Genomic DNA, 24,877 nt, shown 5'->3' with positions numbered 1-24,877 from the left:
GGCTTCTCCGACACCCGCCAAGCCGCACGCCGCTACTTCAAAAACGACACCCACTCCATCGTCGCCAAAACCCTCCAACTCCTCGCCGCCAAGGGCGAGGTTGAAGAAGGCGCACTGGAAAAGGCGATCGAGAAGTACCGGCTCCTGGATGTCAACGCCGGCACCACCGGCGGAGCAGGCGGCGACGCCTAGGCTTCTTCCGGGACGTCACGCGTCACCAGCACCATCCGCGACGGCGGTCCTCACCAAAAGGTGGGGGCCGCCGTCGGGCGTTTAAAGCTGTACGCAGGCGCTCGACGGGACGTGACGGGCAACAAGGCTAGTTGTAGCCTTCGCACAAATGGAGGTTCCCCGGGCTGGGCCGTATGCTCATTCCATGGCAGAGCCCACCAAAACAACGTCAAAGCGCAAGGCAGCAACCCCGGCATTGTCGCCGGAAAAGGCGGAAACTCTCCGGCAGCTCCGCGCGAACGTAGGGCAACTGTCCACCAGCACCATGCGCCAACTGGAGAAATCGCTCCCCTGGTACAGCCGCCTGAGCTCCGATGAACGATCGGCGCTCGGCCTCGTGGCACAAAACGGCATCGCGGCGTTCGTGACCTGGTATGAGCGCCCCAGTTCACCGTCCTGGATCCTCACGGACGTCTTCGGCAATGCCCCCACCGAGCTCACCCGCTCAATCAGCCTCCAAAAGGCCCTGCAGCTGATCCGCATCGTGGTGGAAGTGGTGGAGGACCAGGTACCGGTGATCGCCCCGGAGTCCGACCAGCCGTCGTTGCGCGAAGCCGTCCTGCGCTATTCGCGCGAGGTCGCATTTGCCGCTGCCGATGTTTACGCACGTGCCGCCGAGTCCCGCGGGTCGTGGGACACCAGGCTGGAAGCGCTGATCGTGGATGCCATCCTCCGTGGGGAAAATACAGATGCCTTGCGGTCACGGATCGCGGCGCTGGGCTGGAAAGCACAGGAACGCTTCACCGTGATGGTGGGCAACTCTCCGTCGGAACCCAGTGCAAGCTACGTCAGCGAACTGCGCCGTACTGCCGGGCGATTTGCCGAGGATGCGCTGGTGGGAATCCAGGGCGACCGGCTCATCCTGATCCTTGGTGGCGTCCAGGACCGGGACACCGCTTACCTCAAACTCAGTGAACTCTTTGCCCCCGGTGCCGTGGTTTACGGTCCGGAGGCCGGATCTTTGCTGGAAGCGAGCAGTTCCGCCCAGGCCGCCTTCGCCGGCCTCACGGCCGCCCGTGCGTGGCCCTCGGCGCCCCGCCCCGTCGCAGCAGACGATCTGCTACCGGAGCGCGTGGTCTCGGGCGATGACGCAGCCAGGCGATCGTTGATCAAGAACATCTACAGGCCGCTCCTGGCCGCCTCAAACGGCCTCGTGGAGACCTTGGGCACCTACCTTGAACTGGGTCATTCACTGGAGGCTACGGCCCGGGAACTGTTCGTCCATGCCAATACGGTGCGCTACCGTTTGAAGCGTGTCTGCGACGTGACAGGCTGGGATCCCCTCCTTCCGCGGGAGGCGTTTGTTCTGCAAACCGCCCTGGTGGTGGGCCGCCTTTCGGCTCCGCCGAAAGCCGTTCCGGAACGTCATGCGTCACGTTCGCAGAGCTGAACCGTTGTAGACTTCCTACAAACTGACCCAGTGAGCTTGGTGTACCAAAACACCAGTGGATCACGTGGCAATTTGGAAAGCTGGATACGTGCTTGCAATCGTCTGCCCTGGACAGGGCTCCCAGACCCCCGGATTTTTGGCCCCCTGGCTGGAACTCCCCTCCGTCGAAGGCCAACTGGCCGCCCTGAGCGAGATCGCAGGCATTGACCTCAAGGCCCACGGCACCACCTCGGACGAAGAGACCATCAAGGACACTGCGGTTGCGCAGCCCCTGATTGTTGCTGCCGGCCTTGTGGCCGCGAAGTCCCTGTTCGACGTTGAGCTGAGCACCCTTCCCGTTATCCTCGCCGGCCATTCCGTCGGCGAGATCACCGCCTCCGCCCTTGCCGGCGTCCTCACCGAGTCCGAGGCCATGACCTTCGTACGCGAGCGTGCAAACAGCATGGCAGCAGCGGCTGCCGTCACCCCCACCGGAATGAGCGCCGTGGTTGGCGGCGACCCAGCTGAGGTCCTGGCAGCCATCGAAGCTGCCGGCGCAACGCCGGCCAACGTCAACGGTGCCGGCCAGACCGTCGCCGCGGGTACCTTCGAACAGCTCAAGGCCCTTGCAGAGAACCCGCCGGCAAAGGCACGTGTCATTCCGCTCAAGGTTGCGGGCGCATTCCACACCTCCCATATGGCCCCTGCAGTCAGCGCACTGGAAGCGCTTAAGCCGTCACTGTCGCCCCAAAAACCGACAGTCCCGCTGTTGTCCAACTACGACGGCCAGGAAGTCACCGACGGCCCTGCCGCCGTCGATAGCTTGATCGCACAGGTTTCCCGGCCCGTCCGTTGGGACCTGTGCATGGAGACATTAGTGGCGCGCGGCGTCACCGGCGTCATCGAACTTGCTCCCGCCGGAACCCTTGCGGGTCTGGCAAAACGCGGCATGCCCGGCGTGAAGACTGTTGCAGTCAAAACCCCGGATGACCTGTCCGCGGCACTCGCACTCTTTGCTGAACTGGAGGGACAGGCATGAGCACGCCGGTACTGAAGAAAGCCACCGTCAACGAGAATGCCCGCATTCTCGGCATCGGGGCCTACCGCCCGGACGTCATCGTCACCAATGAGGACGTCTGCCAGTGGATCGATTCCTCGGATGAATGGATCCGCCAGCGGACCGGCATCATCACCCGCCACCGCGCAGCCGCCGATGTGAGCGTCATCGACATGGCCGAAGGCGCGGCGAGGGAGGCCATCCAACAGGCCGGCATCGAACCGTCCCAGCTGGGTGCCGTGATCGTCTCCACCGTCACGCACCCCTACGCGACGCCATCCGCCGCCGCTGCACTCACCGAACGCCTCGGCGCGACGCCGGCACCGGCCTTTGACATCTCAGCCGCCTGCGCAGGGTACTGCTACGGCGTGGCCCAGGCTGATGCGCTGGTCCGCTCCGGCGCAGCCGAGTACGTCCTGGTAGTCGGCGCTGAGAAGCTCTCGGACGTCATCGACAACCACGAGCGCACCATTTCCTTCCTCTTGGGCGATGGAGCCGGCGCAGTCGTAGTGGGTCCGTCTGACACGCCGGGCATCGGCCCGTCCGTGTGGGGCTCCGACGGCAGCAAGTGGGATGCAATCGGCATGACCCACTCGCTGGAAGACGTCAAGAAGCTTGGCGAATCCGCCAGGCATTCCGACGAAATTGACGACCCCGCCATCCTTTCCGCAACACAGGATGTTTGGCCGACCTTGCGCCAGGACGGCCAGACCGTCTTCCGTTGGGCGGTCTGGGAGATGGCCAAGGTGGCCCAGCAGGCGTTGGATGCTGCCGGCATCGAAGCCAGTGACCTCGCTGCGTTCGTTCCCCACCAGGCGAACATGCGCATCATCGACGAGATGGTGAAGAAGCTGAAGCTTCCCGAGTCTGTTGTGATCGGCCGCGATATTGCGCAGGCCGGAAACACGTCTGCGGCTTCCATCCCTCTCGCAACCCATCGCTTGCTCCAGGAGAACCCTGGCCTGAGCGGCGGCCTTGCCCTGCAGATCGGCTTCGGCGCGGGCTTGGTCTTCGGCGCCCAGGTTGTCGTCCTGCCATAGACCTGGACCGGCCCCGGTGGCCTCCAGCCAACTGAATATGACTTGAAAACCCAAACCGTAACCGCGGTTTGCCCCCTTTCCGGCAGCAGCCGGTACAACAAGAAAAGGAGCCAACAATGGCTAGCAACGAAGAGATCCTGGCCGGCCTGGCTGAAATCGTCAACGAAGAGACGGGCCTCGCCACCGAAGCCGTAGAGCTCGACAAGTCCTTCACCGAGGACCTGGACATCGACTCCATCTCGATGATGACCATCGTTGTCAACGCTGAAGAGAAGTTCGGCGTCCGCATCCCCGACGAAGAGGTCAAGAACCTCAAGACCGTCGGCGACGCCGTCAGCTTCATCGCCAACGCACAGGCCTAGTCCTGACACCAGCTGTGCCGGGCCAGGGCGCTAGTCCCTGCGCCCGGCACAGCCGCAATAACGCCCAAAGATTTTCCTGCCTACCCCTGTGAACCCTGCAGGCGGGATGGCTGATCCGACAGAGAGTGATCGCATGGCACGCAAAGTAGTCATAACCGGTCTGGGGGCCACCACTCCCATCGGCGGCGACGTACCCACAATGTGGCAGAACGCGCTGAAGGGCGTCTCCGGCGCCCACACGCTCGACGACGAGTGGGTGGCCAAGTACGACCTCCCCGTCCACTTTGCTGCCCGGTGCTCCACCCCGGCACTTGAGGTACTGAGCCGCGTTGAGGCCAAGCGCATGGACCCGTCCACGCAGTTTGGCGTCATCGCCGCCCGCGAGGCCTGGGCCGACTCCGGGATTGAGGACATCGACCACGACCGGCTGGCTGTGGCCTTCGCCACCGGCATTGGCGGCGTCTGGACCCTCCTGGATGCGTGGGACACCCTCAGGGACAAGGGCCCCCGCAGGGTCCTGCCCATGACGGTTCCCATGCTCATGCCCAATGGCGTTGCTGCCGCGGTCAGCCTCGACCTCGGCGCACGTGCCGGAGCGCATACGCCGGTTTCTGCCTGTGCATCCGGCACCGAAGCACTTCACCTGGGACTGGATCTTATCCGGTCCGGCAAGGCTGACGTTGTGGTGTGTGGTGGCGCGGAAGCAGCAATCCACCCGATGCCCCTGGCAGCGTTCTCCTCGATGCAGGCCCTCTCCCGCCGCAACGATGAGCCGGAACGCGCATCCCGCCCGTACGACATCGACCGCGACGGCTTTGTCATGGGTGAAGGCGCCGGTGCCCTTGTCCTTGAAGCCGAGGAGCACGCGATCGCCCGTGGTGCGCGCATCTACGCCGAGCTTGCCGGCACATCGGTGACCGCGGATGCCTACCACATCACAGCACCGGACCCCGAAGGCCTGGGTGCCACCAGGGCGCTGAAGGCTGCCATGTTCGACGGCCGGATCCAGGCTGAGGACGTGGTGCACGTCAACGCACACGCTACGTCCACCCCCGTCGGTGACAAGCCCGAGTACACGGCCCTCCGTGCCGCCCTGGGGACCCACGTGGACAACGTAGCGGTCTCCGCCACCAAGTCCCAGATGGGACACCTCCTGGGTGCTTCAGGCGCCGTTGAAGCCGTTCTGACGGTCCTGGCCGTCTACGAGCGCAAGGCACCGGTCACCATCAACCTCGAGAACCAGGATCCGGAGATCCCGCTCGACGTCGTAACTTCCGTCAGGGACCTGCCCGCCGGCGATATCGTCGCGCTGAGCAACTCCTTCGGTTTCGGCGGACACAACGCAGTCATCGCGGTACGCAACGTCTAAGCAGGATCTGCAGCTGCCGCAACGTGCGACATGAAGAGGGCCCCACCAGTTGGTGGGGCCCTCTTCATTGCTATGGGGTATTTGTCGTGGGTCGCTGTCAGCCGACCTGGTGCAGCCAGCGCACCGGAGCACCTTCTGCGGCGTGGCGGAACGGCTCGAGTTCTTCGTCCCACGCCTCGCCAAGGGCCAATGACAGCTCGTGGTAGACCGCTGAGGGATCCCCGGCGCCGGACTCATAGGCATAGCGGATGCGGTCCTCGGTCACCATGATGTTTCCGTGCACGTCCGTGACGGCGTGGAAAATACCGAGTTCAGGGGTATGGGACCAACGGGCGCCATCCACCCCCTGGCTTGGTTCTTCGGTGACTTCGTAGCGCAAGTGGGCCCAGCCCCTCAAGGCCGACGCCAACTGGGCACCGGTTCCAGGGGCGCCCGTCCACGAAAGCTCGGCCCTGAACATTCCGGGCGCGGCGGGTTGAGGGGTCCACTCAAGATCGGTCCGCTTATCCACGACTGATCCAATGGCCCACTCGACGTGCGGGCAAAGCGCCGTAGGGGCCGAGTGCACGAACAGGACACCGCGGGTTGTTGCAACAGACATTCCATCCTCCATAGCTGTAGGTACGTCTTCCCCAACGACCTCTGCCTGGATGGTCTTCCTGTGCTGCCGGATGTCATGAATCTCATGATGGCCCTGACAGGCTATTCAGTTGTGTAGTCCTTTTGACGATCTTGGCACAGAAGTAACCCTCAAGCGTGCATTGAAGGTTTCCCCATGGTGCTTTCATTTTGCCGTACGCTGCCGGTTTCCGCCAGTGCGGGGGTTATAAGGGTCATGATCAAGCCCGTGGGTGCGCCTGCTGATAGCTATTGCGGAGCCGGTCAACGGAAACGTGAGTGTAGATCTGGGTAGTGGCGAGGCTGCTGTGACCGAGGATCTCCTGGACTGCGCGAAGGTCTGCCCCGCCGTCCAGCAGATGCGTAGCCGCACTGTGCCTTAGCGCATGTGGTCCGGTGGCTGAGGTATCGCCCAAGGCATGCAGCAGATCGCTCACCACGGCGCGGATCTGTCGCGGATCCACGCGGTTGCCCCTGACACCCAGAAACAAGGCGGGGCCGCTGCCTGCGGTCACGACGGCCGGGCGGCCACGCCTGAGCCAGTCGTCCACAGCCACGGCAGCCGGGACCCCGAACGGCACCGTGCGCTCTTTGTTTCCCTTGCCCAGCACGCGCAGGGTCCTTCGGTCCGGATCCAGGTCATCGATGTCCAGCCCGGCAAGCTCGCCGACCCGGACTCCTGTGGCATAGAGAAGCTCAACCATTGCCCGGTTGCGGATGGCCATCGGGCCGCCATCCTCCGCAGCGATGTTCAGGTCCTCCACCATGCGGGTGACCTGCTGTTGCTGAAGGACCCCGGGAAGTGACTTGCTGCGTTTGGGCGCTTGCAGACGTATTGCCGGGTCTGTTGGGATCAGTTCTTCCCGGAGTGCCCAGCCGGTGAAAGCCCGGGCAGTTGCTGCGCGTCTGGCCAAGGTGGCCCGGGACATCCCCGCTTCGCTCTGCGCGCCGAGCCAACGCCGAAGCGATCCGAGCTCCAATTGCGGGAGTTCTTCAACCCCCTCCCGGACAGCAAAACCCAGCAGGCTCTCGACGTCCGCGATATAGGCACGAACGGTATGGGTGGACCGCGCCCGTTCCCCCTCCAAGTAGCGCCGGAAGCCCTCGACGGCGCCGGCCAGCGCTGTAGGTAGTGATTGTCCGTCCATCTTTCCAACTGTGCCAGCAGTCGTCCCCCAGCGCCCGCACCAACATGCTTTTCGCGGGAGGGTCAGGCATTCTTTCCACGCTTCCAGGCGCCCCGGTCCGAGACTGCCAGTCCCAGCAACCCCAGCCGGCCGAGTCCAGCGCGAACGGACTCCGGACTCAAACCTGCCACCACCGTGAGCTTCTCCACCGAGCTGGTGGATCGAAGGGGCAATGCGTCCAGGAGAATCAAATCCTCCAGGGACAATCCATCGTGCACCGCGGCGCTGTGTTCCTGGTTTGCGCCGCGTTCCTGGTATTGCTGGTTCCCCTCGTCCTGGGCGCCGAATGCACCGATGGCCCCCGCAAGCTCAGCGACCTCACCGACATCCGTGACGCAAACGGCTCCCCCGTCCCTGAGCAGGCGGTGGCAACCGGCGGAATTGGCGCTGTGAACGGATCCTGGAACCGCAGCCACGACCCGGCCTATCGTCTCGGCGTGATGGGCGGTATTCAGGGCGCCGGAGCGCCAACGCGCCTCCACCACAACAGTGACCGAGGACAAGGCTGCAATGAGGCGGTTTCTTTGCAGGAATCTGTAACGCGTGGGCGCGGACCCCGGAGGAACTTCGGAGATCACCGCTCCCTGCGCGGCCACCGCCCGAAGGAGATCCTCGTTGCCGGAGGGATAAAAGCGGTCTACTCCCCCTGCCATCACGGCGATGGTAGGCAGCCCGGCTACGCCACCATTGAGTGCTCCGCGGTGCGCGTGCGCGTCGATGCCGTAGGCGCCGCCTGAGACCACACTGAAGCCCCGCTGGGCAAGCCCGAAGGCTAAGTCGCCCGTGACGGACGCGCCGTAGCTTGTACTGTCCCTTGAACCCACAAGCGCAATGGCCCGACCTGCCGACGGCAACTCCTGTTCGTGCCCCCTCCACCACAGGCACAGCGGTTCCTGAAGGCCTAGATCCGAAAGTTGTGCCGGCCACAAATCATCTCCGGGAACAATCAACCGGCCACCCAACCGCCGCATGGTCTCCAGGTCCCGGTCAGGGGCCAGGTCAGCAACACGCGGAGCCCAGCGCCTGAGGCTATCCTGCATACCTGCCCACGTTGCGGGTCCGCCCCCGTCGCGGAGGACCGCAGAAATCTCCTGCTCCATACCAGGACCGGTCCCGAGCTCCCCCGTGGCAACCCCCAACGCATCCACAGCGCCGACCACCTGCACCAGGGCCAGTCCCACTGAGTCCTGCGGCTCCATCAGCCGGGCCAACGCGGCCCGGGCTACCCGTTCTTTGTCGTGCACGCTCATTCCTGCCACTCCTGCCGTTTTCCGTTCATTGCGTTCGTGTCGTTCGCTCACGTCGCCGCCGCGGCCTGCCTCAGGCCGAGCGCTTGCCCAATATGGTCAGCATCCGGTCGCTCGCTGCGGTCCAAGTCAGCGAGTGTCCACGCGAGGCGAAGGACGCGATCGTAGCCGCGAGCGGTCAGCACTCCCCGCTCGAGTGCGGTGTCCAGGATCCTCGTGGTTCCCGGAGGCAACCGCAGCTGTCCTCGCAGGATCCTTCCCGGTACTTGGGAGTTGGTTTCGAGCCCGGTGTTCTTCAGGCGCAGCAACTGCCGCTCCCTGGCCGCCAGCACCCGTTCCGCTACGGTCCGTGTGTCCTCCTCCTGCCCGGCATGGCCGAAATCCGCCAAGGACACCCGTTCCACGTTCAGTTGAATGTCAACGCGGTCCAGCAACGGGCCGGACATTCTGCCGATGTAGCGACGCCGCATCATCGCCGTGCACGTGCAGTCCAGGCCTTTGCCGGTTGCTTTGCCACAGGGACAGGGATTCGCCGCCAGAATGAGTTGGAAGCGCGCGGGGTACGCCGCCGTGCCGGCCGACCGGTGGATGACAAGCTCACCGCTCTCAAGGGGCTGGCGAAGGGCATCCAGGACCCGTCGCTCATACTCGGGAGCCTCGTCCAGGAACAGCACTCCCCGATGCGCCCGCGATGCCGCGCCCGGCCGGGGAAGTCCCGAGCCGCCGCCGATGATCGCCGCGGCAGTGGCGCTGTGGTGGGGATTCTCAAAAGGCGGCCTGTGAATGAGCCGCACGGCGGATGCCTGGACGGCTGCCAAGGAATGGATGGCCGTCACTTCCATTGCTGCTGTCTCCGCCAAATCCGGAAGTAATCCAGGCAACCTCTCGGCCAACATGGTCTTTCCGGCTCCCGGCGGCCCCGTCAGCAGCATATGGTGTCCGCCGGCAGCAGCGACTTCCAACGCTTGCCGGGCTTCTTCCTGCCCTGAAACGTCGCAAAGGTCCGGCACCACCGGCACTTCAACGGCGTCAATCTCCGGGACATCCTCGTCCATGGGATCGTAGTCCAGGGCTAGGTCCTTCGGGTCTGCGCCAAAATCATAGGCGAGCCGTGCCAGCGTCTTATAGCCTCGGACGTTCGCGCCGGGCACCAAGGCAGCCTCGGCAACATTCGCCTCCGCCACCACGATGTCCGGATACCCGGCTTGCACGGCAGCCATGACGGCGGGCAGCATTCCCCGGACCGGCCTCAGCCTGCCGTCCAGGCCAAGCTCGGCGATAAAGACTGTTCCATCGATGGAACGGATGTCCTCGGCAGCACGAAGCACTGCCATTGTGATGGCGAGGTCGAAGCCCGATCCCCGTTTAGGCAGTGACGCTGGGATCAGGTTGGCCGTGATCTTCCGGCGGCTCAAAGGTATTCCGGAGTTCTGCGCGGCTGATCGGATACGTTCCTTGGCCTCGTTCAAGGCGGCGTCAGGGAGCCCCAGGATCACAAAGTTCGGAAGCGTCTGCCCAATGTCGGCCTCCACTTCCACGATGTAACCGTTCAGGCCCACAAGGGCAACACAGTAGCTGCGACCCACCCCCACCTAGCCGACACCCCGCAGGTGCTCAAGCACAGGATCACCGACGCCGCCGTCCACCGCCGAGACGACATCGACACGCTGACGCGACGCTTTGAACTCGTGGGTCCGGCACCAACAGGAAAGGAGCCGGTGTAAACGGGCGAGCTTTGCCGCTCCAACAGCCTCGAAGGGGTGCCCGTAGTCCAGGCTGCTCCGGGTTTTGACCTCGGCAACCACCAAGGTGTCACCGTCGATCGCGACGATGTCTATCTCACCCTCCGCACACCGCCAATTGCGATCAATGATCCGCATCCCCTGATCCGTCAGGAAATCCGCAGCCAATGCCTCGCCATTTTGGCCAAGCCGGTCTTTTGCTCTCATGACCATCACCTCCGCTGTCCAGCCTTCCGGCTGGAGGGGGTGAGCGGCAGGGGCTTAGGAGGCTATGTGCGTAAACCCGCCGGAATCAGCGCTGTGGAGGAACAGTGCAGTGAAGCAGGCTAGTTGCCAAGATCTCCGAGATCGCCCAGGCCGCCGTCCTTCGGCAAGGCCAGGTCTTCGCTGCGGGGCAGTTCCTCGACGTTGACGTCCTTGAAAGTAATCACGCGGACGTTCTTGACGAAACGGGCCGAACGGTAAACGTCCCAGACCCAAGCGTCCTGCAGGGTCAAATCGAAGTAAACTTCCCCGTCTGCGCTGCGGGCCTGGAGATCAACATGGTTGGCCAAATAGAACCGCCGCTCCGTCTCGACAACGTAGCTGAACAGACCGACTACATCCCGGTACTCACGGTAGAGCTGCAGCTCCATGTCGGTTTCATAGTTCTCAAGGTCCTCGGCACTCATGGTTCCATCTTGCACCATCTGCAAGGTGCCATGCGCCAGACCTGCAACAGAAAGCTACAGGATCGCTCTACTCGGGGTCTGGCCCCGTCAGGTGCCAGCTGGTCCGGTGGTACGCGCTGGGACCATGCAGGCGGATGACATCCCTGTGTGCGGCGGTGGCATACCCCTTGTTCACGTTCCAGCCGTAAGCCGGCAGCTCGGAGTGAAGGTCCACCATGATGCGGTCACGAGCCACCTTGGCCAATACGCTGGCCGCAGCAACACTCAGGCAACTCATGTCCGCCTTTACCCTGGTGTGGACCGGTGCCTCGCAGCCGGCGCCCGCCGGGGCAGGATCAAAAAGAGATGCCTGGACCTCGGGTGAGAGCCAGTTATGGCTCCCATCCAACAGGACCAGGTCAGGCGTGACGCCGCCGTCCAGGATGTCACACCACGCACGCGTGCCTGCCAGACGCAAAGCCGCAATAATGCCGATCTCGTCGATTTCCCGGGACGAGGCATGACCTACAGCTGACGCCAGGGCCCATTCACGGACCAGGGGTTCCAGTCTGTCCCTGTCCTCTGGTTTGAGGAGTTTACTGTCGCGGACATCGGCCAGCAGGCCGTGATCGGCAAGGTCGACCACTGTGATGCCAACGCTGACCGGGCCAGCCAAGGCTCCACGGCCTACCTCGTCGACACCGGCCAGCAAGCGCACCCCGGAGGACAGAAAGGAACGCTCAACGTCGAGTGTGGGAAAACCTGCCTGGGCCTTGGCTTTGGCCTTCGTCTTGGCGGGGGTTTTCTTCCGGGCTGTTGCGGTAGCCATTACTTCGCCGGGGTGCCTTGAGGGACATTACGGAAAACGTCCGGATAGTTATCGAGGACGGTCCACCGGTTGATCGGCCACGCGATGACGGTTGCCTTGCCTTCGACGTCCTCTATGTTGACGAATCCACCGTTGACTTCCTGGTGGGCCCGCGAGTCAGCCGAGTGGTTGCGGTTATCGCCCATAACCCACACTTTACCTTCCGGCACGACGACGTCGAACGACTGCGGGGAAGGCAGTTCCGCGGGGTTGATATAGCTTTCATTGAGCGCGACGCCATTGACGCTGACGCGGCCTTGGGCGTCACAGCACGTGACATGATCGCCCGGCAGTCCGATGACGCGCTTCACCAGGTGCTGCTCGCTGGCATCCGGAGCCAAGCCCACGAACTCGAGCGTGTCCCCTACCCAGTCCATGGGGCCGGCGGGTTTCTGTGCGACGGGCGGCAGCCAAGCCTGCGTGTCTTTGAAGACCACGACGTCCCCCCGCGAAAGGTCAAAGGGTCCGGGAACGAGCAAATTGATGAAGATGCGGTCGTAAACGTCCAGGGTGCTCTCCATGGACTCCGAGGGAATGTAGAAAGCCTTGAAGAGGAAGGTTTTCAGTAGGAAGGACAACACCAGTGCAATGGCCACGACAGTGGCGATTTCCTTGATCCACACCAGGGCAGGATTCTTGCGGGGCTTCTTTTGATCCTCTTCAGGCTCTGCTGCACCAGCATCCGGCTCCGCCACACCAGCGGCACTTGCCGTTCCGTCCGGGAGCCGCGAGTCGTCGTCGTACCGCTCGGGGTTCCCAGGAGCTTTGTCCGGCATCTACTGTCCGTTCTTCGATGGTGTTTCGGCCTGCGTGGAGCGAGGCATCTCTGCAAATCTATCAAGTGGCCAGATGATCTGGACCGGCCGGCCGATAACCCGGTCCATCGGAACCATTCCTCCGCCGGGCGCACCAAGCAAGCCACGGGAGTCAGCAGACCGCGAGCGATGGTCGCCCATCAACCAGAGCCGGTCCGGAGGCACCACGACGTCGAATTTCTGCTTGCTGGGTTCGTCTCCCGGGTACAGATAGGGTTCCTCAAGTACCTGACCGTTCACTGTGAGGCGGCCGCCGGCATCACAACACTGGACATGGTCACCCGGCACCCCGATGACCCTCTTGACGTACGTGGTGTCGCTGCCCGTCAGCCCGAACCACTGGGCTGCTGCAGAGGCGGCGTCAACGAATGGACCGCGCCCGCTGCTCAGCGGAGCAAACGAACCCCGCCCATCAAAGACCACAACATCGCCCCGGCGGATCGGCTCGGCACTGAAGTCGGTCCGCGATACCAGGATCCGGTCGCCCGTCATCAGGAGCGGCTCCATGGATTCCGAGGGAATGTAGTAGACATCAAGCCACAGGGAACGGACCAATCCGCTGATGGCGATCGCGAGGACCAGTGCGAGCAAAACAAAACGCCAGCCCTGTTTCCGGGGCTGGCGTTCTGATGTGTCCATGACTCGTATCCCTGTTGCGTTGCGGATTGCTCCGGATACAACCGGGCACGAATCCTGGACCCGTTGCGTAAGTCGCAGGACTTACTTGGCGAAGTCGCGCTTTTCCTTGATCTTCGCAGCCTTACCGCGCAGTGCACGCATGTAGTAAAGCTTGGCGCGGCGGACGTCACCCTTGGTGACGACCTCGATCTTGTCGATGATCGGGGAGTGTACCGGGAAGGTACGCTCTACGCCGACACCGAAGGAAACCTTGCGCACGGTGAAGGTTTCGCGAACGCCGTCGCCCTGGCGGCCAAGGACGAAGCCCTGGAAAACCTGGACACGGGAGTTCTTGCCTTCGATGATGTTGACGTGAACCTTGAGGGTGTCACCCGCGCGGAACTCAGGAACATCGTTACGCAGCGAGGCTGCATCTACGCTATCGAGGATATGCATTAATCCACTCCTGGTGAACGCCACAGGTCATTCACTTTGGGTTACGGCGAACAAGCCCGCAGCCCGAAGGCCTACCGGAAATCTCCGCCGAAGTTTTATTAGTGTCCGGTTCCGCCACTGATTGGCGTCACCGGGTTGTCCGACTGTTGGCTGAACTCCCCCTGTGGCAGGTGTCAGCCCAGCAGACACAAGGGTTAATTCTGCCATAAGCGCAGCCATCCAGCCAACTGGCGGGACTGGAACTCCCGACGGCGGCGGGCAGCGCTAGTTGGCGGCGTCGCCGCCGTGCCTGGCCTGCAGGCGTCCATCCACCACGTCATAGCCGAGTTCCGTCAGCGCGTTGCGGTCGGCGCGGCTCAAAGCACCGGCGTCGAAATCCGCCAAGAGGTCAGGCCGGCGCTCTGCGGTGCGGCGGAACTGCTCGTGGCGGCGCCACTGGGCAATTTTTCCGTGGTTGCCGCTGAGCAGGATTTCCGGAACATCGTGGTTCCGCCACGACGAGGGCTTGGTGTAGACGGGATACTCCAGGAGGCCGTCGGAGTGCGACTCCTCGATCAGGGATTCCGGGTTTCCGACCACTCCGGGAAGCAGGCGACCGATTGCCTCAACCATGGCAAGGACAGCTACCTCGCCACCATTGAGAACGTAGTCCCCGAGGCTGACGGGGCGCACCGTGAAGTGGTCCCGGGCCCAGTCCATGACGCGTTCGTCGATGCCTTCGTATCGGCCGCAGGCGAAGACCAGCTGCTCTTCTTCAGCGAGTTCGTAGGCCAGCGCCTGGTTGAAGCGTTGTCCTGCCGGTGACGGAACGATCAATACGGGCTTGGCACCTTCGTGCGCAGGCGCCAGCGACTCAAGGGCCTGGGCCCAGGGTTCAGGCTTCATGACCATCCCGGCACCGCCGCCGTACGGGGTATCGTCCACCGTCCGGTGCTTGTCGGTGGTGAAGCTGCGGAGATCGTGGACGTTGAGCTCCAGCAATCCGTCCTGCCGGGCCTTGCCTATGAGGGAGAGCTCAAGGGGGGCCAGGTATTCGGGGAAAATACTGACGACATCAATCCTCATTCAGGCGTCATCCCCCGCAGCATCCTTTGCGTCGTCAGAGGAGTCGTCATTGAGCTCAAAGAGTCCCGCAGGCGGGGTGATGAGGACGTATCCGTCCTCGATGTTGACCTCGGGAACGATTTCATCCACGAAGGGAACAAGGATTTCCTTTCCCTCGTCCGTGGTGATTGTCAGCAGGTCCTGGACAGGCAACGTCGTCAGCGCTGCCACCTTGCCCATGACCTGGGATCCAACGCGCGCTTCCAACCCAACGAGTTCGTGTTCGTACCAACCCTCGTCGTCGTCTTCGTCGTCGAGTTCCTCGGTTTCGATGTACAGCTTGGCGCCGCGGATGGCCTCGGCGGCATTTCGGTCCGCGATCTCCTCGAATCCGAGCAGCAGGATGTCCTTGTTCCACCTGGCACTGCGGACGGTCAGGGGTCCGGCGGACGCCGGCTCCACGACGAACTCGGTTCCGGCGACGAAGCGCTCTGCGGGTGCGTCAGTGAGTACCTGCACCGTTACCTCGCCGCGAATGCCATGGGGTTTACCGATCCGGGCCACCTGGAGCTGCATGGGTTCCTCTGAATTCCTGTTGTTCCGCGCCGCCGGGCAGCCACGGTGTGAAGTGTTGGACAAAGCAATCCGGCCCCTCCACCATATTCGGTGAAGGGGCCGGATCTAAGACAAGCAGTGCTGAGCGCGTTACCGGCGGCGGTCGGTGTCGACGACGTCGACCCTGACCTGCTCGCCACCAGCCAAGGCGGCAACCACAGTGCGCAGTGCGCGTGCGGTCCGTCCTTGACGGCCGATCACCCGTCCGAGGTCCTCCTGGTGAACGCGCACCTCAAGGGATTCCCCGCGGCGGTTGTTCTTGGCACTGACCTTGACATCCTCAGGGCTGTCAACGATCCCACGAACCAAGTGCTCGAGCGCTTCTGCCAGCAACTTACTCAGCCTCGGTGGTCTCTGCTTCAGCCTCGGCCGGAGCCTCGGCAGCGTCGTCCTTCTTGGCCTTCTTGGTGATGGCTTCCGGGATGATGACGGAACCCTTCTCCGGTGCTACGAAAGCTTCCTTGGGAGCTTTCGTCTTCAGGGTGCCTTCCTGGCCCGGGAGGCCCTTGAACTTCTGCCAGTCACCGGTGATCTTGAGGATCGCAGCAACCTGCTCAGTCGGCTGGGCGCCAACGGAAAGCCAGTACTGGGCGCGCTCGGAAGCGACCTCGATGTACGACGGCTCTTCGGTGGGGTGGTACTTGCCGATTTCTTCAATGGCACGGCCATCGCGCTTGGCGCGGGCATCCATGACGACAATGCGGTAGTACGGTGCGCGCATCTTACCGAAGCGCTTAAGGCGAATCTTTACGGCCACTTTTGTGGTCACTCCTGTTTCTGAAACGGGGTTGAACCCGACGTTTTGCACCCGTGGGGCGGGCCATACTAGACGGTTCGAAGGACAAGATACGAGCACGGAGAGAGGGGCCGCACCGATCGAGTACCTGTCTATTGTGCCAGATGCCCGGGTAGATTACGACTCAAGCTCTCCGGGTCGGTGAGTTCTTGGTCACACCAAGGCCCGGTCAGTGCCCGGACCCAGCCGTCGAGGTGGCTATTCGGACCAGACGTAAAGCCCGGCGCGCTCCGTTTTTTCCACGTCGGTGGCCAGAGCGGCAAGTTGCTGAACGTACTGCCGGGACTGGGCGGCGTCGAACGGCATGTCTTCTTGTTCCGCCCAGGCGGAAGCAACGTCATCCAGGACATTGGCTTCACCTTCGCTCTCATACGTGAGCAATTCGGCCAAGGCCCTCACCATCGCTTCGGGAACGCCAAGCAGCGCGTCACTGGTGACGTCCACCAGCGCGAGTTCGTAGTCAGCGCCTGCGGCATGGACGGCCTGGCCGGCGAGGTCGCCCAGTTGTTCCACCTCGAAGTCCGTTATGCCGTTGATGCGGACTGCAGGGCCTGCGGCATCGGCACCTTTACCCAGGGCTGCCGCCCGCTTGAGTGCTTCGTCGTGGGTGGCTACAAAAATTTCGGCAAAGCCCATGGAAAGTACTCTCAATCCTTCGTGCTGACGGGACGTCCGGCGCAGGCCCGCCAGGGTCCCGAACCGTCACTGCCCAGCCTAGTGCAGCATGGGGCACCGACGGGCACTCCGGCGGGATGCCGTCTAGCGAACAGCCACCCGCAGCTTGTTCCGCCACGGATCTTCGAACTGCAGTTCAGCGCCGGTGTGATGGTTCTGCACCCCGGCAACGCGCAAACGGTCCGCCAAGGCCCCGACATCCTCGCTGGATGGAACCTCAATCAACACTTCCCCCAGCCCAAGAGTGTCCTTGCGGGGGCCGGCACCCCGGCTGTTCCAGACATTCATGGCCATATGGTGGTGATAGCCGCCGGCGGATACGAACAGTGCTTGGCCGTGCCAGCCCGCGGTCCGCTCGAAGCCCAGGGTCCCGACGTAGAAGTCCTGGGCGGTGGCGACGTCACCCACCTGAAGGTGGACGTGCCCGACACCGGCCGCTGCCTGATGCTGGCCCGTGACGGCTTCTTCGCTCAGGTGCTGCTGAAGGAAACGTTGCGGCGGGAGGGCCACGTTGTCCATGACGACGTTCTTGCCTTCCCACTGCCAGGTTTCACGGGGCTTGTCGTAGTAAAGCTCGATGCCGTTGCCTTCCGGGTCGGTGAAGTAGAACGCTTCGCTGACCAGGTGGTCTGCGCTGCCCACGAACGCCCGGGGTTCGTATCCGGCAGCGGTGGCGATGGTGGCCGCCAGTGAGGGCTGATCCTGGAACAGTATGGCGGTGTGGAACAACCCGGCTTCCCCTCGCCCCGGAATCTGGAGCCCCGCAGCCGGCGCCAAGTGAACCACGGGCTTGCCTGCCCGGCCCAGGTAGAGGCCGCCGTCCTGTTCGGCCACGACCACAAGGCCCAAAGCACGCTGGTAGTAGTCACTCATGACTTTCATGTCGCCGACCTTGAGCATGACAGTGCCCATGGCGAGGTCGGCAGGAAGAAGGTCCTGTGCGGATGATGTGGACATGTGAAGCTCCCGGTGTTGAAGTGTCCGCCTTTCGGCAGGTTCTACTTCTATAAATTACTTGAAGCTTCAATTTATTCCCAGCCATTTGACGCTCATCCCATGAGTTCACCGCGAAGGACCACGTGCTTGAGCCCGGATACCGTCCGTAGGTCGTGCCGGGGATCGTCATGGCAGAGAACGACGTCGGCACTGGCGCCTTCGCTGATGGCGTCGGCTCCCAGCCACTTGCGGGCGCCCCACGCAGCGGCATCCAGGACCGCGGCGGGCGGCAGGCCGGCGTCGTGCAGTTCATGCATTTCGTCCGCGATGCGGCCGTGCTTGATCACGCTGCCCGCATCCGTTCCCGCGTAGATCGCCACCCCGGCCTCGAAAGCCTCAAGGACCCGCTCACGCCGGCGCTCCCACAACCGCGTCATGTGGTCCGCGTACCCGGGGAACTTTGGCGCCGCCTGGGCGGCGATCTCCGGAAAGGTCGCAATGTTCACCAACGTGGGAACGATCGGCACTGACTGCTCCACCAGCCGTGGGATGTGCCGGGGCAGAAGGCCAGTGGCATGTTCGATGCAGTCGATGTTGGCATCCAGCATGTCGTCGATTGTGTCCTCCGCAAAGCAGTGCGCCGTGACCCTGGCACCTTCCTCGTGGGCGGCAGCTACGGCGTCCTTGACCAGCTTTGCCGGAAAAGAGGGCGCCAGGTCGCCAATGCCCCGGTCGATCCAGTCGCCTACGAGCTTCACCCAACCGTCGCCGTCGCGGGCCTCCTTACGGACGGTCTCCACCAGCTGTTCCGGTTCAATCTCATGGCCCAATCCGCGCAGGTACCGACGGCTTCGGGCGATGTGGCGGCCGGACCTGATAAGGCGGGGCAAGTCCGTCCGCTGCTGCACCCAACGTGTGTCGCTGGGAGATCCGCAGTCGCGGATCAGCAGGGTTCCCGAAGCGAGGTCGGCCTGGGCATGCGCGAGGGTGGTGGCGTCGTCCACGGCCCCACCGGCGCCCAAGCCGATATGGCAGTGGGCATCCACGAAACCCGGCAGGACCCAACCGTCCAGTACCTTGTCTGGAGGGGACGACGGCTTTTCAAACGTCAGCGCTCCCCCAACAGACCACATTCCTTGGCGCACGTCATCTGCTGCCACGAGCACGGGTCCGCTGAATTCAATGATGTTGGCCATGGCAAAAGCCTAATCCGCTGGGGGGCGGCAGGCTTCGGCGGACTGATGTGACTGGGCGCCCCCTGCCAGCTGTGGTAGCTTCGTCTACGACCACACGGGTGCCCTTGCAGGGGCTGAGATCGGGCTGAGGCAGCCTGCGACCGTTGAACCTGTCCGGGTAATGCCGGCGAAGGAAGTGAGTAATCCTTTGAGCACCACCAAAACACAGCACAGCCCTGCCCAAAGCGAGTCCAGCCCTGCCCAAAACGAGCCTGTTACGCAGTCCCTGAGGTCCCATTCGCTGGCATGGCTTAAAGACCATGACGCCGGAATCCGCGTCCCCGTGACGGAAATCGCGCTGGAGCCCTCCCCCAATGGCCAAGCCAACGCACCACTGCAGGTGTACCGGACGGCAGGCCCGGGCAGCGATCCCGTCGTGGGCTTGGAACCGTTCCGGGCCGCATGGATCGAGTCCCGCGGCGACACTGAGGCCTATTCCGGCCGCGAACGGAACCTGCTCGACGACGGCAAGTCGGCTGTTCGCCGCGGGGCCGCCTCAGCCGAGTGGAAGGGCGCGCAACCGGTGCCTCGCCGCGCCGTCGAGGGTAAGACCGTCACCCAGATGCACTACGCACGGCAAGGCCTGGTGACGCCTGAGATGCGCTTCGTGGCGCTGCGCGAGAATTGCGATGTCGAACTGGTCCGCAGCGAAGTCGCCGCCGGCCGCGCGATCATTCCCAACAACATCAACCACCCCGAATCCGAGCCCATGATTATCGGCAAGGCCTTCCTGGTGAAGATCAACGCCAACATCGGCAATTCGGCCGTCACCAGTTCAATTGCCGAAGAAGTGGACAAGCTTCAGTGGGCTACGCAGTGGGGCGCGGACACCGTCATGGACTTGTCAACCGGCGACGACATCCACACCACCCGCGAGTGGCTGATCCGCAACTCCCCTGTTCCGATCGGCACCGTTCCCATCTACCAGGCGCTGGAAAAGGTCAATGGAGAAGCCAACAAGCTCACGTGGGAAATCTTCCGTGACACAGTGATCGAACAGTGCGAGCAAGGCGTGGACTACATGACGATCCATGCCGGTGTACTGCTCAGGTACGTACCGCTGACCGCCAACCGCGTGACAGGCATAGTTTCCCGTGGCGGGTCCATCATGGCGGGGTGGTGCCTGGCCCACCACCAGGAGAACTTCCTGTACACGCACTTCGACGAGTTGTGCGAAATTTTTGCCAAGTACGACGTCGCGTTTTCCCTCGGCGACGGCCTGCGTCCCGGCGCTACCGCTGACGCCAACGACGCCGCACAATTCGCGGAACTGGACACCCTGGCCGAACTCACACAGCGCGCCTGGGAATTCGACGTGCAGGTGATGGTGGAAGGTCCCGGGCATATCCCGTTCCACCTGGTCCGCGAAAATGTGGAACGGCAGCAGGAACTCTGCAAAGGGGCACCGTTCTACACCCTGGGTCCGCTGGTCACCGACGTCGCCCCCGGCTACGACCACATCACCTCAGCCATCGGTGCCACGGAGATCGCCCGCTACGGTACGGCCATGCTCTGCTACGTCACGCCCAAGGAACACTTGGGCCTACCCAACAAAGACGATGTCAAAACAGGGGTGATCACGTATAAGATCGCGGCGCACGCGGCGGACCTTGCCAAGGGGCACCCCGGCGCACACGAGCGCGACGACGCACTTTCCAAGGCGCGCTTCGAGTTCCGGTGGAGGGACCAGTTTGCCCTGTCCCTCGATCCTGTGACGGCCGAGTCGTTCCACGATGAAACGCTGCCGGCCGAACCCGCCAAAACGGCGCACTTCTGCTCAATGTGCGGGCCCAAGTTCTGTTCGATGCGCATCAGCCAGGACATCCGCGACGAATACGGTTCAGCAGAATCCCAAGCGGCGATCGCAGGAATGTACAGCGGGATGCGGGAAAAAAGTGCGGAGTTCCTCGCCTCCGGTGGAAAGGTCTACCTGCCGGAGCTCCAGGTGGCCTCCGCACGGACGCCGGAGCCGATCGATGGGACCACGCAGTCAGGAAGCCTGAACTGACCTGGCCCGTCGCACCTCTGCGACGAACGAACGGATGATGTGATCGCCGTCGGGTGAGTCCTGGGGCCGGTGCCCGCCTGCTGCCACACGGCGGAGGGCACCGGTCTCCTGGAGGTACGCGGCGATTTCCTCGTACAGCGGCTCCCAACCACCAGTAAGAACCAAGGTGGGAACACCAGGAACAATGTGCAGCGGAGCTTCCCACGGCGGAGCTTGGAGCCGGAGCCTGCGGGCAGAACGCCGGGCCTCGGGAGAGTCGAGCCCTCCCGTTTCGGCGGAAAACGCGCGGAGGAAAAACTCACGCTGGTAATCGGCGTCGTTGAGCTGGCCCCGCACCTCAAACAGCGGTTCCATCAGCGCCCGATATGAAGCGGTAGCGGGAAGCTCAGCAGTCAAGGACAAACAGGCGGGCTCCACCAAGGAAAGCGAATGCACAAGATCAGGGCGCTCAACGGCCGCCAACATGGCGGAGATCGCGCCTTGCTCGTGCGCTACGACGTGGCCGCCCCCTGAATCAGCCAAGGCACCAATCACGATGGCGACGTCGGCAGCGACGTTGGATTCCGCCGGTTCCGCGACCGGATCAAAACCGTGCCTCCGGAGAAAAAGTGCATCATAGCCAAGCGCCATGCCGTGCTGCTTCGGCCAGGCCGCAGCACCAAAACTGCCCAGGCCGTGAAGGAAGACTACGCGCTGCTTATGCATTGGTTCAGCCTATTCGACGGCTCTGACATCCCGGCTCCGACGCGGGCCGGGATGTCGGCACGGTTATTTACCGAGGAACTTGTCGAAACCCTTGGGAAGGTTGAGCGAGGACGGGTCGAAGTCCGCTGCGCCCTGGCCGAAGGCCGCGCCTGTGGGAGCCGCCGAGGCCGCATTGGCCCGCTTGGCCTCTGCGTCACGCAGCTCCTGGGCAGCCTTGGCCGGGTTGCCCGACCGTGCCTTCTTCTTGGGCGCGTTCTTCCCGTTCTTTCGTCCTCCACCGGGACCACCGAGGCCGGGCATTCCGGGCATGCCCGGCATGCCGCCGCCCTGGGCCAGCTTCTTCATCATCTTCTGGGCCTGGGCGAAACGCTCCAGCAGGCCGTTGACCTCGGAAACATGGACACCTGAACCCTTGGCGATACGGGCGCGGCGTGAGCCGTTGATGATCTTGGGAGCCACACGCTCGTGCGGGGTCATGGAACGGACGATCGCTTCGACGCGGTCGATCTCTTTTTCGTCGAAGTTCTCAAGCTGCTGGCGGATGTTCTGCGCACCCGGCATCATCATGAGCATCTTCTTCATGGAGCCCATGTTGCGGATCTGCTGCATCTGGGCCAGGAAGTCGTCAAGGGTGAAGTCTTCCTGGTCGGCGAATTTCTTCGCCATCCGGGCTGCTTCGTCCTTGTCCCACGCCTTCTCAGCCTGTTCGATCAGGGTAAGTACGTCACCCATGTCCAGGATGCGGGAAGCCATCCGGTCCGGGTGGAAGAGTTCGAAATCGTCAAGGCCTTCGCCCGTTGACGCGAACATGACCGGCTTACCGGTGACCGACGCAACGGAAAGTGCGGCACCACCGCGGGCGTCGCCGTCGAGCTTCGAGAGCACGATGCCGGTGAAGTTGACGCCTTCATCGAACGCCATCGCCGTGTTGACGGCGTCCTGGCCGATCATGGAGTCGATGACAAAAAGGACTTCGTTGGGAATGATCGCCTGGCGGATGCGACGGGCCTGGTCCATCATCTCGGCGTCCACGCCGAGGCGGCCGGCGGTGTCCACGATCACGACGTCGTGAAGCTTCTGGCGGGCTTCCTCGACGCCGGCCTTGGCTACCGCAACCGGGTCACCGGCGGGGTGCTCAAGTTCGGAGGTGGCACCCGGGTGCGGGGCGAACACCGGGACACCGGCGCGCTGGCCAACTACCTGGAGCTGGGTCACTGCATTAGGGCGCTGAAGGTCGCACGCCACCAGCATGGGGCTGTGGCCCTGGGCCTTGAGCCACTTGGAAAGCTTGCCTGCGAGGGTGGTCTTACCGGCACCCTGAAGGCCGGCCAGCATGATGATGGTGGGGCCGGTTTTGGCCAGACGGATGCGGCGGGTCTCGCCGCCGAGGATCTCTTTGAGTTCCTCATTGACGATCTTGACGATCTGCTGGCTCGGGTTCAGCGCTCCCGAAACCTCGGCACCCAGGGCGCGTTCACGGATGCGGCCTGTGAACTCGCGGACCACGGACACTGCGACGTCCGCGTCCAGGAGGGCACGGCGGATCTCCCGGACGGTGGCATCGACGTCAGCCTCGGTGAGGCGGCCCTTGCCACGGAGGTTCTTGAAGGTTGCTGTCAACCGGTCAGAGAGTGAATTGAACACGCGCCGCGCACTTCTTTCGATGGTCTACGAATGGTGGCCGGTCCGGCGTTAACCACGGGACTCGACTATCTAGGGTACCAAGTCACGCTGGCAAGGTGGCATGCTGGCACAGTGACCAGTAAAACAACTGTAAAAACGTTGCTCATCCTCGGCGCGTCCGGGGACCTGACAGGCAGGCTGCTCCTGCCCGGACTAGCCGGACTCCTGGCGGCCGGCCGTGCCCCCGGACTGAGGCTGGTGGGCGCCGGTTCGGACCCGTGGTCACCGGATCAATGGCAGGAACGGGTCAAGGGCGCCTTCGAGGCGGCGTCGGAGTCCGCCGATACTGCCGGACGCGCGGCGTTGGCCGCAGTTGCCGAAAGTACCGAATACCACCAGGTGGATGTGACAGCGGATGGCCCCTTGGCCGAACTGCTGGCGCAGCTGGAGGGGCCGGTCGCCGTGTACTTTGCACTGCCTCCCCACGTCAGCCAGAAGGCCTGCGAAATACTGCGGCGTGAGCAGGTGCCGGCCGGCACGCGCCTGGTGATGGAGAAGCCCTTCGGCTCGGGCACTGAATCAGCGCGTGAACTGAACAAGACCCTGGCGGCCCTGGTGCCCGAGGACCACATCCACCGCGTGGACCACTTCCTGGGCAAGGCGACAGTCCTGAATATCCTGGGCCTACGCTTCGCCAACAGATTCCTGGAACCCGTCTGGAACCGTGAGCACGTCGAAAAGGTGGAAATCGTCTTCGACGAAGACCTGGCCCTCGAAGGACGGGCGCGTTACTACGACGCTGCCGGAGCCCTGCGTGACATGATCCAAAGCCATCTCCTGCACATCATGGCTTTCCTGGCCATCGATGCCCCGGCCACCATCGAAGAACGCGATCTCCGTGACGCTGTGGCTACCGTGCTGCGCGCCAGCAGCGTCAAAGCCCCCTTCGATGCCTCCACACGGCGGGCCAGGTACACCGCCGGAACCCTCGGCGAACGTACAGTCCCCGACTACGCCGCTGAACAAGGCGTGGATCCCGGGCGCAACACCGAAACCCTGGCCGAAGTCCAGGTGGACATTGATAACTGGCGGTGGAAGGGTGTCCCGTTCATCCTCCGGTCCGGAAAAGCCATGGGAGAACGCCGGAAGGAGGCTGTCATCACCTTCCGGCCGGTTCCCCAGCTGCCGGTGGGCTTTACGGGCGTGGACTCCCCCAACCAACTACGGATTGGTTTCGGGCCGGACACCTTGGAGCTCCATGTCGATGTCAATGGGCCCGGAAACATCTTCACGCTGGACCGCGCGACCCTCATGGCAGAACTGAGCGCAGCGGGAATGCTGCCCTACGGTGAAGTCCTGGAAGGAATCCTCACCGGCGATCCCCTGCTGTCCGTCCGCGGCGACACCGCCGAAGACTGCTGGCGGATCATCGAGCCGGTCCTTCGGGCCTGGGCGGACGGCGAGGTGCCGCTGGAAGAATACGACGCCGGGAGCGAGGGTCCGGCGGGCTGGCCCACCGCCGTCGACAACTAGGTCAGCGCAGCGCAAAGCGGGCCGGATACCTTGAGGGGTACCCGGCCCGCTTTGCCATCACCTGGACGGTGCTGCTGT

Annotated in this window: 27 protein-coding genes and 1 riboswitch; of the genes, 8 read left to right on the top strand and 19 right to left on the bottom strand. The window is 63.5% G+C overall.

The features are described from left to right. The 6 genes from PV760_RS19050 to PV760_RS19025 all read left to right on the top strand — a co-directional run. On the top strand, positions 1-192 hold a 192-nt coding region (locus tag PV760_RS19050), incomplete at its 5' end, for a hypothetical protein (protein WP_144649517.1). Positions 193-376: 184 nt separating this feature from the next. Next, positions 377-1,621 carry a PucR family transcriptional regulator gene (locus PV760_RS19045; RefSeq protein ID WP_018776193.1) on the top strand — a complete coding sequence of 415 codons (1,245 nt, stop codon included), beginning with the start codon at positions 377-379 and terminating at the stop codon, positions 1,619-1,621. An 88-nt stretch (positions 1,622-1,709) separates the two neighbouring features. Then, the gene (locus PV760_RS19040) at positions 1,710-2,639 is read left to right on the top strand and encodes an ACP S-malonyltransferase (protein ID WP_018776194.1); all 930 of its coding nucleotides are present in this window, start codon (positions 1,710-1,712) and stop codon (positions 2,637-2,639) included. Further along, positions 2,636-3,697, top strand: a complete 1,062-nt coding sequence (locus tag PV760_RS19035; protein ID WP_018776195.1) for a beta-ketoacyl-ACP synthase III — start codon at positions 2,636-2,638, stop codon at positions 3,695-3,697. Before PV760_RS19040 ends, PV760_RS19035 begins: the two co-directional genes overlap by 4 nt. 116 nt (positions 3,698-3,813) lie before the next feature. Beyond that, entirely contained in the window at positions 3,814-4,059 is a 246-nt protein-coding gene (locus PV760_RS19030) for an acyl carrier protein (protein ID WP_011692310.1), read from the top strand. Between the two features lie 133 nt (positions 4,060-4,192). Next, complete coding sequence (locus tag PV760_RS19025) at positions 4,193-5,428, top strand: beta-ketoacyl-[acyl-carrier-protein] synthase family protein (RefSeq protein ID WP_018776196.1); 1,236 nt, start codon at positions 4,193-4,195, stop codon at positions 5,426-5,428. Positions 5,429-5,525: 97 nt separating this feature from the next. Here PV760_RS19025 and PV760_RS19020 read toward each other — a convergent pair whose 3' ends face one another. The 17 genes from PV760_RS19020 to PV760_RS18940 form a co-directional block, all read right to left on the bottom strand. Further along, a complete protein-coding gene (locus PV760_RS19020) occupies positions 5,526-6,029 on the bottom strand; it encodes a DUF3145 domain-containing protein (RefSeq protein ID WP_018776197.1) in 504 nt (167 codons plus the stop codon). 238 nt (positions 6,030-6,267) lie between these two features. After that, entirely contained in the window at positions 6,268-7,194 is a 927-nt protein-coding gene (locus tag PV760_RS19015) for a tyrosine recombinase XerC (RefSeq protein ID WP_018776198.1), read from the bottom strand. Positions 7,195-7,256: 62 nt separating this feature from the next. Continuing rightward, positions 7,257-8,483 (bottom strand): DNA-processing protein DprA, encoded by a 1,227-nt coding sequence (gene dprA, locus PV760_RS19010; protein ID WP_354628454.1) that lies wholly within the window; start codon positions 8,481-8,483, stop codon positions 7,257-7,259. Between the two features lie 47 nt (positions 8,484-8,530). Further along, entirely contained in the window at positions 8,531-10,072 is a 1,542-nt protein-coding gene (locus PV760_RS19005; RefSeq protein WP_039241889.1) for a YifB family Mg chelatase-like AAA ATPase, read from the bottom strand. Next, positions 10,073-10,438 carry a YraN family protein gene (locus tag PV760_RS19000; protein ID WP_354628453.1) on the bottom strand — a complete coding sequence of 122 codons (366 nt, stop codon included), beginning with the start codon at positions 10,436-10,438 and terminating at the stop codon, positions 10,073-10,075. Positions 10,439-10,548: 110 nt separating this feature from the next. Next, a complete protein-coding gene (locus tag PV760_RS18995) occupies positions 10,549-10,893 on the bottom strand; it encodes a DUF2469 domain-containing protein (protein WP_018776202.1) in 345 nt (114 codons plus the stop codon). A gap of 67 nt (positions 10,894-10,960) precedes the next feature. Continuing rightward, positions 10,961-11,701, bottom strand: a complete 741-nt coding sequence (gene rnhB / locus PV760_RS18990; protein WP_354628452.1) for a ribonuclease HII — start codon at positions 11,699-11,701, stop codon at positions 10,961-10,963. Further along, a complete protein-coding gene (gene lepB / locus PV760_RS18985) occupies positions 11,701-12,516 on the bottom strand; it encodes a signal peptidase I (RefSeq protein ID WP_039241891.1) in 816 nt (271 codons plus the stop codon). The genes rnhB and lepB (PV760_RS18985) overlap by 1 nt, the downstream gene beginning before the upstream one ends. Next, positions 12,517-13,194, bottom strand: a complete 678-nt coding sequence (gene lepB / locus PV760_RS18980; RefSeq protein WP_018776205.1) for a signal peptidase I — start codon at positions 13,192-13,194, stop codon at positions 12,517-12,519. An 81-nt stretch (positions 13,195-13,275) separates the two neighbouring features. Beyond that, complete coding sequence (rplS, locus tag PV760_RS18975; RefSeq protein WP_014922079.1) at positions 13,276-13,629, bottom strand: 50S ribosomal protein L19; 354 nt, start codon at positions 13,627-13,629, stop codon at positions 13,276-13,278. Positions 13,630-13,893: 264 nt separating this feature from the next. Further along, positions 13,894-14,694, bottom strand: coding sequence for a tRNA (guanosine(37)-N1)-methyltransferase TrmD (gene trmD, locus PV760_RS18970; protein WP_018776206.1), 801 nt, complete (start codon positions 14,692-14,694; stop codon positions 13,894-13,896). Further along, positions 14,695-15,249 (bottom strand): ribosome maturation factor RimM, encoded by a 555-nt coding sequence (gene rimM, locus PV760_RS18965; protein ID WP_354628451.1) that lies wholly within the window; start codon positions 15,247-15,249, stop codon positions 14,695-14,697. Between the two features lie 129 nt (positions 15,250-15,378). Beyond that, complete coding sequence (locus PV760_RS18960) at positions 15,379-15,621, bottom strand: RNA-binding protein (RefSeq protein ID WP_011775119.1); 243 nt, start codon at positions 15,619-15,621, stop codon at positions 15,379-15,381. A gap of 1 nt (position 15,622) precedes the next feature. Then, complete coding sequence (rpsP, locus tag PV760_RS18955; RefSeq protein ID WP_018776208.1) at positions 15,623-16,045, bottom strand: 30S ribosomal protein S16; 423 nt, start codon at positions 16,043-16,045, stop codon at positions 15,623-15,625. Between the two features lie 237 nt (positions 16,046-16,282). Beyond that, the gene (locus tag PV760_RS18950; RefSeq protein WP_018776209.1) at positions 16,283-16,720 is read right to left on the bottom strand and encodes a hypothetical protein; all 438 of its coding nucleotides are present in this window, start codon (positions 16,718-16,720) and stop codon (positions 16,283-16,285) included. A gap of 123 nt (positions 16,721-16,843) precedes the next feature. Further along, positions 16,844-17,716, bottom strand: a complete 873-nt coding sequence (locus PV760_RS18945; RefSeq protein ID WP_354628450.1) for a VOC family protein — start codon at positions 17,714-17,716, stop codon at positions 16,844-16,846. Between the two features lie 92 nt (positions 17,717-17,808). Further along, positions 17,809-18,891: an amidohydrolase family protein gene (locus PV760_RS18940; protein WP_354628449.1), complete on the bottom strand. Its 1,083-nt coding sequence runs from the start codon at positions 18,889-18,891 to the stop codon at positions 17,809-17,811. 84 nt (positions 18,892-18,975) lie between these two features. Beyond that, positions 18,976-19,083: riboswitch (TPP riboswitch) on the top strand. On the opposite strand from PV760_RS18940, the gene thiC reads away from it, so the two are divergent. Then, positions 19,079-20,938, top strand: coding sequence for a phosphomethylpyrimidine synthase ThiC (gene thiC, locus PV760_RS18935; protein WP_354628448.1), 1,860 nt, complete (start codon positions 19,079-19,081; stop codon positions 20,936-20,938). Its footprint overlaps the riboswitch before it by 5 nt. On the opposite strand, the gene PV760_RS18930 is transcribed toward thiC, so the two are convergent. Together PV760_RS18930 and ffh are read right to left on the bottom strand one after the other, a co-directional pair. Continuing rightward, positions 20,921-21,643: an alpha/beta fold hydrolase gene (locus PV760_RS18930; RefSeq protein WP_193590646.1), complete on the bottom strand. Its 723-nt coding sequence runs from the start codon at positions 21,641-21,643 to the stop codon at positions 20,921-20,923. The two genes, thiC and PV760_RS18930, sit on opposite strands and share 18 nt — an antisense overlap. A gap of 63 nt (positions 21,644-21,706) precedes the next feature. Continuing rightward, positions 21,707-23,287, bottom strand: coding sequence for a signal recognition particle protein (ffh, locus tag PV760_RS18925; protein ID WP_018776214.1), 1,581 nt, complete (start codon positions 23,285-23,287; stop codon positions 21,707-21,709). A 111-nt stretch (positions 23,288-23,398) separates the two neighbouring features. Between ffh and PV760_RS18920 the strand changes: the two genes are divergently transcribed. Further along, positions 23,399-24,799 carry a glucose-6-phosphate dehydrogenase gene (locus PV760_RS18920; RefSeq protein ID WP_110504039.1) on the top strand — a complete coding sequence of 467 codons (1,401 nt, stop codon included), beginning with the start codon at positions 23,399-23,401 and terminating at the stop codon, positions 24,797-24,799. Positions 24,800-24,877: the final 78 nt, after the last annotated feature.

The sequence above is a fragment of the Paenarthrobacter sp. CC6 genome (genome assembly GCF_040560085.1).
Lineage (GTDB): Bacteria > Actinomycetota > Actinomycetes > Actinomycetales > Micrococcaceae > Arthrobacter > Arthrobacter nicotinovorans.
This window is presented reverse-complemented; position numbering and strand designations above follow the sequence as displayed.

Excerpts from the sequence above, each read along its gene's own strand:
- PV760_RS19045 (WP_018776193.1), top strand. The coding sequence starts at position 377 with ATGGCAGAGCCCACCAAAACAACGTCAAAGCGCAAGGCAGCAACCCCG.
- PV760_RS19035 (WP_018776195.1), top strand. The coding sequence starts at position 2,636 with ATGAGCACGCCGGTACTGAAGAAAGCCACCGTCAACGAGAATGCCCGC.
- PV760_RS19030 (WP_011692310.1), top strand. The coding sequence starts at position 3,814 with ATGGCTAGCAACGAAGAGATCCTGGCCGGCCTGGCTGAAATCGTCAAC.
- PV760_RS19025 (WP_018776196.1), top strand. The coding sequence starts at position 4,193 with ATGGCACGCAAAGTAGTCATAACCGGTCTGGGGGCCACCACTCCCATC.
- PV760_RS19020 (WP_018776197.1), bottom strand. The coding sequence starts at position 6,029 with ATGTCTGTTGCAACAACCCGCGGTGTCCTGTTCGTGCACTCGGCCCCT.
- PV760_RS19015 (WP_018776198.1), bottom strand. The coding sequence starts at position 7,194 with ATGGACGGACAATCACTACCTACAGCGCTGGCCGGCGCCGTCGAGGGC.
- dprA (WP_354628454.1), bottom strand. The coding sequence starts at position 8,483 with ATGAGCGTGCACGACAAAGAACGGGTAGCCCGGGCCGCGTTGGCCCGG.
- PV760_RS18995 (WP_018776202.1), bottom strand. The coding sequence starts at position 10,893 with ATGAGTGCCGAGGACCTTGAGAACTATGAAACCGACATGGAGCTGCAG.
- rnhB (WP_354628452.1), bottom strand. The coding sequence starts at position 11,701 with ATGGCTACCGCAACAGCCCGGAAGAAAACCCCCGCCAAGACGAAGGCC.
- lepB (WP_039241891.1), bottom strand. The coding sequence starts at position 12,516 with ATGCCGGACAAAGCTCCTGGGAACCCCGAGCGGTACGACGACGACTCG.
- lepB (WP_018776205.1), bottom strand. The coding sequence starts at position 13,194 with ATGGACACATCAGAACGCCAGCCCCGGAAACAGGGCTGGCGTTTTGTT.
- rplS (WP_014922079.1), bottom strand. The coding sequence starts at position 13,629 with ATGCATATCCTCGATAGCGTAGATGCAGCCTCGCTGCGTAACGATGTT.
- trmD (WP_018776206.1), bottom strand. The coding sequence starts at position 14,694 with ATGAGGATTGATGTCGTCAGTATTTTCCCCGAATACCTGGCCCCCCTT.
- rimM (WP_354628451.1), bottom strand. The coding sequence starts at position 15,249 with ATGCAGCTCCAGGTGGCCCGGATCGGTAAACCCCATGGCATTCGCGGC.
- PV760_RS18950 (WP_018776209.1), bottom strand. The coding sequence starts at position 16,720 with ATGGGCTTTGCCGAAATTTTTGTAGCCACCCACGACGAAGCACTCAAG.
- PV760_RS18945 (WP_354628450.1), bottom strand. The coding sequence starts at position 17,716 with ATGTCCACATCATCCGCACAGGACCTTCTTCCTGCCGACCTCGCCATG.
- PV760_RS18940 (WP_354628449.1), bottom strand. The coding sequence starts at position 18,891 with ATGGCCAACATCATTGAATTCAGCGGACCCGTGCTCGTGGCAGCAGAT.
- PV760_RS18930 (WP_193590646.1), bottom strand. The coding sequence starts at position 21,643 with ATGCATAAGCAGCGCGTAGTCTTCCTTCACGGCCTGGGCAGTTTTGGT.